The sequence below is a fragment of the Micromonospora rosaria genome (assembly GCF_001567585.1).
Classification (GTDB): domain Bacteria; phylum Actinomycetota; class Actinomycetes; order Mycobacteriales; family Micromonosporaceae; genus Micromonospora; species Micromonospora rosaria.
On the sequence record NZ_LRQV01000079.1, the window covers coordinates 25714 to 32785 of the forward strand.

The 7072-nt window shown below is 76.1% G+C and carries 7 protein-coding genes and 1 pseudogene; 4 read left to right on the top strand and 4 right to left on the bottom strand.

The window, feature by feature from the left end; translation table 11 throughout:
* The first annotated feature begins 179 nt into the window (after positions 1–179).
* Together AWW66_RS20040 and AWW66_RS32860 are read left to right on the top strand one after the other, a co-directional pair.
* Positions 180–836, top strand: a complete 657-nt coding sequence (locus AWW66_RS20040; RefSeq protein WP_083978657.1) for a DedA family protein — start codon at positions 180–182, stop codon at positions 834–836.
* Positions 837–929: 93 nt separating this feature from the next.
* Positions 930–1430, top strand: a pseudogene (locus tag AWW66_RS32860) (DUF998 domain-containing protein); the annotation flags it as partial.
* A 93-nt stretch (positions 1431–1523) separates the two neighbouring features.
* Here AWW66_RS32860 and AWW66_RS20045 read toward each other — a convergent pair.
* Positions 1524–2927 (bottom strand): NAD(P)H-quinone dehydrogenase, encoded by a 1404-nt coding sequence (locus AWW66_RS20045; RefSeq protein ID WP_067368685.1) that lies wholly within the window; start codon positions 2925–2927, stop codon positions 1524–1526.
* Between the two features lie 106 nt (positions 2928–3033).
* Between AWW66_RS20045 and AWW66_RS20050 the strand changes: the two genes are divergently transcribed.
* Complete coding sequence (locus AWW66_RS20050; RefSeq protein WP_067368688.1) at positions 3034–3489, top strand: gamma-glutamylcyclotransferase; 456 nt, start codon at positions 3034–3036, stop codon at positions 3487–3489.
* Positions 3490–3687: 198 nt separating this feature from the next.
* Here the strand turns inward: AWW66_RS20050 and AWW66_RS20055 are convergent, their stop codons facing one another.
* The 3 genes from AWW66_RS20055 to AWW66_RS20065 all read right to left on the bottom strand — a co-directional run bounded on the left by AWW66_RS20055 (position 3688) and on the right by AWW66_RS20065 (position 6072).
* Positions 3688–4431 (bottom strand): SCO6745 family protein, encoded by a 744-nt coding sequence (locus AWW66_RS20055; RefSeq protein WP_067368704.1) that lies wholly within the window; start codon positions 4429–4431, stop codon positions 3688–3690.
* Positions 4432–4517: 86 nt separating this feature from the next.
* On the bottom strand, positions 4518–5438 hold the full coding sequence (locus tag AWW66_RS20060; RefSeq protein ID WP_067368692.1) for a hypothetical protein: 921 nt from the start codon (positions 5436–5438) through the stop codon (positions 4518–4520).
* 4 nt (positions 5439–5442) lie between these two features.
* Entirely contained in the window at positions 5443–6072 is a 630-nt protein-coding gene (locus AWW66_RS20065) for an MBL fold metallo-hydrolase (RefSeq protein ID WP_067368695.1), read from the bottom strand.
* Between the two features lie 115 nt (positions 6073–6187).
* Between AWW66_RS20065 and AWW66_RS20070 the strand changes: the two genes are divergently transcribed.
* The coding region (locus tag AWW66_RS20070) for a DUF4349 domain-containing protein (RefSeq protein WP_067368698.1) at positions 6188–7072 on the top strand (885 nt) is incomplete at its 3' end.

Genomic DNA, 7072 nt, shown 5'->3' on the forward strand with positions numbered 1-7072 from the left:
CCCCGTTCCGCCGACCCCCGTGGCGCGGGCGCACCCGGCGTCACCGGTCGCGTCGGCCGCTCGTTTCGCCTCGCGGGGGCGTGTCCCTGGTCACCACGGGCCGGGGCCGTCCCGGGTGACGGTCGACACGCCGGCAGGCTCGCACCGACAGACCGACCGGACCCGGCGAGGTGGCGGCCATGCTCGAAGCGCCTGTTGACGTCACGTCCCCGCTCTGGGCGTACCTCGTCCTGCTGGGTCTGTTGGCGCTCGACGCGTTCGTCCCGGTCGTCCCGACCCAACTTCTCATGGTCAGCAGCGGCGCGCTCACCGTCTACGGCACGCTCAGCCTGCCGGTGACGATCGCGGTCGGCGCGCTCGGGGTCTTCGTCGGCGATGTCGCGTGCTACCTGCTCGGCCGGATCGCCCCCGACCGCCGGCCGCCCGGCCCCGCCGTACCCGGACGGGCCCGTCGGGTCGCCGGCCGGGTGCTGCACCGGCTGCGCCAACCGGGACCGCTGGTGATCCTGCTGTGCCGGTTCGTCCCGGGCGGCCGGATGGCGGCCTGCTTCTCCGCCGGCCGCAGCCGGTACCCGTACCGGCTGTTCCTGGGGTGGGACGCGGCGGCGGCGCTGGCCTGGGCGTCGTACGGCGCGCTCGTCGGGCACCTCGGCGGGATGGCGCTGGCCGGCTCGGCCTGGCGGCTCGCCGTGGTCGCCGGGGTGGCGGCGCTCGGGTTCGCGGCGGCCGGCTGGGCGCTCACCCTGCTCGGTCCCCGCGACGGCGGGGCGCCCCGGCGACCGCCGGTGGTGCCCGCCGGGCAGCCGGCCGGGCCGGGAGACGACGCCGGCCGGTAGGGGTCTTCCCCGATCGGGCCCCGGTCTTCGCGGCCACCGATCTCGGTGTCCGTCCCGGATCCCCCGGGCGGCTGCCGACGACAGGCTGGTCGTATGCGTGCGAACCGGTACGGCGGGCTGCTGGCGCTCGGTGGGATCGCCCTGGCGGGGGTGCTCACCGTGGTCGGGCACCTCGACGCCGCCGACGGGTTGGACCCGTGGACGGCGACCATCAGCGACTTCGCCGTCTCCGACCGGGGCGGCGCGATCGACGTGGCGATGGTGGTGCTCGCCGGGGCCAGCGCCGTCCTGTTCCCCGCGCTGCCCCGGCCCGGGTACCGGATCGCGCGGGTGCTGCTGACCGTCTGGGTGGGCGGGCTCCTGGTCGCGGCGGCGGTGCCGACGAACGCGCCGGGGCTGCCCATGGACACCGCCGCCTACGTGCACCGGTACGCCTCGGTGGCGGCGTTTTTGGCGCTGCCGGTGGCCGGCTGGCTGCTCGCCGACCGGCTACCGGCGGCGACCGGCCGGTGGGTCCGCGCCCTGGCGCTGGTCAGCCTGACCCTCGCGGCGACCATGGTGGGCTCCGCCTACCTGGCCGACCGGGCCCTGCTCGGCCTGGTCGAGCGGCTGCTCATCGTGGTCGAGGCGGTCGTCCTCGGCAGCCTGGCCCTGGCCGCCGCCCGACCGGCCGGGACCACCCGGGGGTCACTCCAGCTCGTGCAGCATGAGCTGGCGGGCGGCCTCGGTGACGGAGCCGGACAGCGACGGGTAGATGGTGATCGTCTGGGCCAGCTCGTTGACGGTGAGGTTGTTCTCCACCGCCATGGTGATCGGCAGGATCAGCTCGCTGGCCTTCGGGGCCACCACCACCCCGCCGATGACCTGCCCGCTGGCCGGGCGGCAGAACAGTTTCACGAAGCCGTCGGAGACCTCGTCCATCTTGGCGCGGGCGTTGCCGGCCAGCGGCAGCATCACCGGGCGGGCCGGGATGGTCCCGGCGTCCACCTCGTTCTGCGAGACGCCCACGGTGGCCAGTTCCGGGTCGGTGAAGACGTTCGCCGCGACGGTCCGCAGCCGCAGCGGCCGGACCGCCTCGCCGAGCGCGTGCCACATCGCGATCCGGCCCTGCATGGCGGCGACGCTGGCCAGCGGCAGCACGCCGGTGCAGTCCCCGGCGGCGTAGATGCCCGGGACGTTGGTCCGGGAGACCCGGTCGACGGTGACGTACCCGCCCCGGGCCAGCTCGATGCCGTACTCGGCCAGGCCCAGGTCGGCGGTGTTGGGGATCGACCCGACCGCGATCAGCGCGTGCGAGCCGGTCACCTTACGGCCGTCGGAGAGCTCGACCTCGACGCCGTCGTCGGTGCGGCGGACCGCCTCGGCACGGGAGTTGTTGAGGATGCTCATCCCCCGGGAGCGGAACACCCGCTCGATGGCCATCGCCGCGTCGGCGTCCTCGTGCGGCATCACCCGGTCCCGGCTGGAGACCAGGGTGACCTCCACCCCCATGGCGAGGTACGCGCTGGCGAACTCGGCGCCGGTGACGCCGGAGCCGACCACGACCAGGTGCTCGGGCAGCTCGGGCAGGTCGTACACCTGACGCCAGGTCAGGATGCGTTCGCCGTCCGGGACGGCGGTGGGGAGCTGGCGGGGGGTGGCGCCGGTGGCGATCAGGACGGTCGACGCGGCGATCGAGTACTCACCGCTACCGTCGGCGGGGGTCACGACGACCCGGTGGGTGTGACCGAGCGTGTCCTCACCGATCCGGGCCGTACCGGCGACGAAGGTGACGCCGGCCTTCACCAGCTTCGCCTGGATGTCGGCGGACTGCGCCAGGGCGAGCCGCTTGACCCGCTCGTGCACCGCGGTCGCGTCGACGGTGACCGCCTCCAGGCCGTCGGAGAGGACCCCGAACGCGTCCGTGTCCCGGTACCCGGTGACCACCTGTGAGCTGGCGATGAAGGTCTTCGACGGGACGCAGTCGGAGAGCACGCAGGCACCGCCCGCCCCGTCGGCCTCCACCACCGTGACGTCGGCGGACAGTTGCGCGGCGACCAGTGCCGCCTCGTACCCGGCCGGTCCACCGCCGATGATCACGATCTGGCTCACCGAGTCCGCCCCTCGCTCGTGCCCACAGTGACTTTCTTCTCTCCATCGCGTCCGACACGCACCGTCGTATTCTCCCTCACCCGTCCGCCGGGCTATCGTCATCGCCGTGCGTCATTACGCCGCCTACGGCTCAAACCTGGACCCCGCCCGAATGCGTGCCTACTGTCCGCATTCGCCGATGGTGGGCATCGGCTGGCTGGAAGGCTGGCGGCTCACCTTCGCGGGCGAGGACGTGATCGGCTGGGAGGGCGCGGTCAGCACGGTCGTGGAGTCCCCCGGCGACCGGGTCTTCGTGGCCCTCTACGACATCCACCCGTACGACGCCGCCCAGCTCGACGAGATCGAGGGGGTGACCGCCGGCACGTACCGCAAGCTGCGGGTGCGCGTCTCGACCCTGGACGGCGACGTGACCGCCTGGATCTACGTCTTCGACGGGTACGAGGGCGGCCTGCCCACCTCGTGGTACCTCTCGGAGATCGCGAACGCCGCCGAGAAGGCGGGCGCCCCGGACGACTACGTCACCGAGCTGCGGTCCCGCCCCACCGGCACCGCCACGGCGTAGCACGTCTCCCACGCCCCCAGTCTGCGCCGCCGCCGCGCGCCGCACCCGGCCGGGGGGCGAAAACGCGAGCGTTCGTCACACCCGCCACGGACGGTGGCGGGTCGACCCCGCTCGGCTCCGGTCTCGACGCCGGGGCGACACGAGCCCCCGCGCGCCACGGGCCGGCCCCGGCTGAGGACCGCCACCGGGCCGCCCCGCTCAGCTCGGCACCGACAGGTGCCGGCCGGCCGTGGTCAGCAGCTCCACCAGCTCGGCCCGCTCCCGCGCGGTGAGCACCTGGTACGCGGGCGCGACCAGCCGGTCGGTCACCGCCGCCGCCCAGAGCTGCCGCCGCACCAGCGGCCCGGTCGGGGGGTACGGCGGCGGCCAGCCGCAGGCCAGCGCGCGGGTCTCGCCGTCCGGGCCGACGAGCACCGCCTCCAGCGGGGTCATCCCCGCCGCCCGGGTGGCGACCAGGTACCCGCCGACGACGTGCTCACGCAGCACCCGCAGCCCGACGGCGACCCGGGCGGCCGGCGTACCGGTCGGCACCGCCACCTCCCGCCAGGCGGCGAAGAGCGGCATCCCGGTGGCGTCCGCCGCCGCGACCGCCCGCTCCACCAGGACGGCCAGGCGGTCCACCCGGGGCAGGGCGCGCAGGTGCTCGTCGCCCCAGCGGCGGCACTCGGTGAGGGTGGCGACGACCACCTCGGCGGGGCGTACCGCGCGGGTCGCCGCGTCCCACCCCTCGGCCACCGCCCCGGGGGCGACGAAACCGAGGGCGGCGGTCACCGTGCCGGCGGAGACCTCCCCCAGCGGCCCGGCCCGGCCGGCGACGTAGCACGCCCACCCGGAGATGCCGAGCTGCCGGGCCCGCTCCGCCATGCCGGGGCTGCGGCTGGCCGCCTCGCCGAGGGCCAGCACCAGGGGCCGGCTGACGGCGGCGGCCTGCTCCGGGGTCAGCCCGTCCGCCGGGGACCGGACCACCCGCCGGGCCCGCCCGTCGGTGTCCTCCAGGCTGCTTCGCTGGCTGCGGTCATCCATCCGGGTCAGTCTGCCCCGCCGTCGCCACGCTCCGCATCCCCCTCCCCGGCGACCAGCGCCTCCACCGCCGCCTCCACCTCCCCGGTACGCCGCCGGGCCGCGGTCGCCGTTCGCTCCGCCGCCCGCCGGGCCCGCCGCGCCCGACCCAGTTCCTCCTCGGTGGCGGCCCGCCGCCGCTCCACCTCGGCCAGCTCGGCCTCGATGGCGGCGAGCGCGGTGGCCTCGTCGCGTTCCGCCGCCGCCGCGCCGGCCAGCTCCGCCTCGGCCCGCTCCTGCGCGGTACGCGCCGCCGCCAGTTCCCGCTCCAGCGCCCGGCGACGGCGGGCCCGCTCGGCCCGGACCGCCCGGTCGTCGCGCTCCCGCCGGGCCGCGCCCCGGTCCGGTACCCGGTCGGCGGGCGTCTCCTCGGCCGCCGTGACCAGCCGCAACTGCGGGCGGGGCACCTCACCGAAGCCGGCGTAGCTGGCCGCCCGCAGCAGCCGGCCGGCGCGGACCTGCTCGGCCACCTCGGCGTCGGAGAGCGCGGCGTTGAGCGTCGACTCCACCTCGGCCAGCGGGAGCTTCCCGGCCGCCGGGGCGCCCTCCTGCTCGGCCGCGAGCCGGCGCGCCTCGGTGACCAGCGCGGCGACCACCGCCCGCCGCTGGGCGGAGAGTTCCCGCAGCCGGGGGCCGCGCAGCTCGCGCTGGGCGGCCCGGAGCGCGGTGGCGAGCTGCACTAGGTCGGCGACGAGGTCCGGCCGGCAGATGGCGAGCAGGTTGACCAGCCAGGCCGCCACGGTGGGCCGGCGGAGCCGGGCGAGCTGCCGGGCGGTCTCCGGGTCGCCGGCCCGGCGGGCCTCGGCGACGGCGGCGTCCCGGGCCGCGACGAACCGGTCCGGCGGCGTGCGGTAGAGCCGCTGGACGAGGTCGGTGGCGGGGCCCGGCACCGGCTCAGCCGGGAATCCGGGTGCCGGGTTCCAGCCGCTGGTACGGGCAGTGGGACAGGGCCGTGTACTGCCGGTCGAGGACCGCCAACCCGTTGCCGTTGAGCAGGGCGTCGTGCAGGGCGAAGGCGCGTCGGGGGGCGACCGCCCGGATGAAGTCGACGACCTCGGCGAACTTCGACCAGGGCGCGTGGATCGGCGCGAAGAGGGTGTCCACCGGCACGTCCGGCACCACCAGGGAGTCCCCGGGGTGGTAGACCGTCGAGTCGAACAGGTACCCGACGTTGTCGACCACCGGGATGTCCGGGTGGATCACGGCGTGCCGGCCGCCGTACACCTGGACGGGGACCCCGGCGGCGGTGAACGACTGTCCGGGTTCGACCGGGCGCAGCGCCTCGGCCGCGTCGCCGAGCGGGCCGGCCAGGGCGGCCGGGCCGTGCAGGACGAACGGCCGGCGGTCGAGCTGCCGGGTCACCGCCGCGACGTCGAGGTGGTCGGGGTGCTCGTGGGTGATCAGCACCGCGTCCGCCCCGTCCAACGCCGTCGCCGCCTCGCTGAAGCCACCCGGGTCGACGACCAGCACACCCCCGTCATGCTCGATTCGGAGGCAGGAGTGGGCGTACTTGGTGAGGTGCATCGCTTCTCCTCGCTTTATTCGATCGTGACGTCCTCGGGCGCAGTCTGCCGGAACCGGAGCCGCACCGCCGGGCGTCCGACGTATCACAGCGACGACCCGACAGATCGGAGCGACGATGACGACACGGGGAGGACGCCGCCGGCCCGGCACCGTCCTGGCCGCACTGGGACTGCTCACGGTGCTGGTCGCGGGCGGGTGCAGCAGCGGCGGCGACGTGGAGACCGCGAGCGACTCGGGGGTCGCGCGGGACTCGGCCGGGGGTCGGCCGGGAGCCGGCGAGGCCCCGCAGCGGGGCCCGGCGGCGGCGCCCGCGCAGCCGGAGGGGGCCCCCGCCCAGCCGGGGCAGGGCGCGGCGGACCTGCGGGTGGAGCAGCGGTCCATCGTCTACACCGGAACGATGCGGGTCCGGGTGACCGACGTCGAGGCGGCGGCCCAGGAGGCCGCCACGGCGGCCACCTCGGCGGGGGGCTTCGTGGGGGGTGACGAGCGGCGCAGCGCCGGTGCCGGCGGGCGGGCCGAGCTGACCCTGCGGGTGCCGGCGGACCGCTTCGCCGGGGTCCTCGACCAGCTCGCCACGCTGGGCCGGCAGGAGTCCCGCAACATCTCCACCGAGGACGTCACCGAGGAGGTGGTGGACCTCGACGCCCGGATCACCACCCAGCGGGCCCGGGTGGAGAGCGCCCGGCGGCTGCTGGCCCGCGCCGAGGACATCGGCGACCTGGTCACGGTGGAGCGGGAGCTGGCCAGCCGGGAGGCCGACCTCGCCGCGCTGGAGGCGAAGAAGCGCCGGCTGGCCGACCTGACCGCGCTCTCCACCATCACGGTGACCCTGGTCGGCCCGGACGCGAGCACCGCCGACGAGGACCGGACCGGCTTCCTGGCCGGGTTGCAGGCCGGCTGGCGGGTCTTCGGCACGTCGGTGACGGTGCTGCTGACCGTCCTGGGCGCGCTCCTGCCGTGGCTGCTGGTGATCGGCGTACCGGTGGGGGCGTTCGTCGCC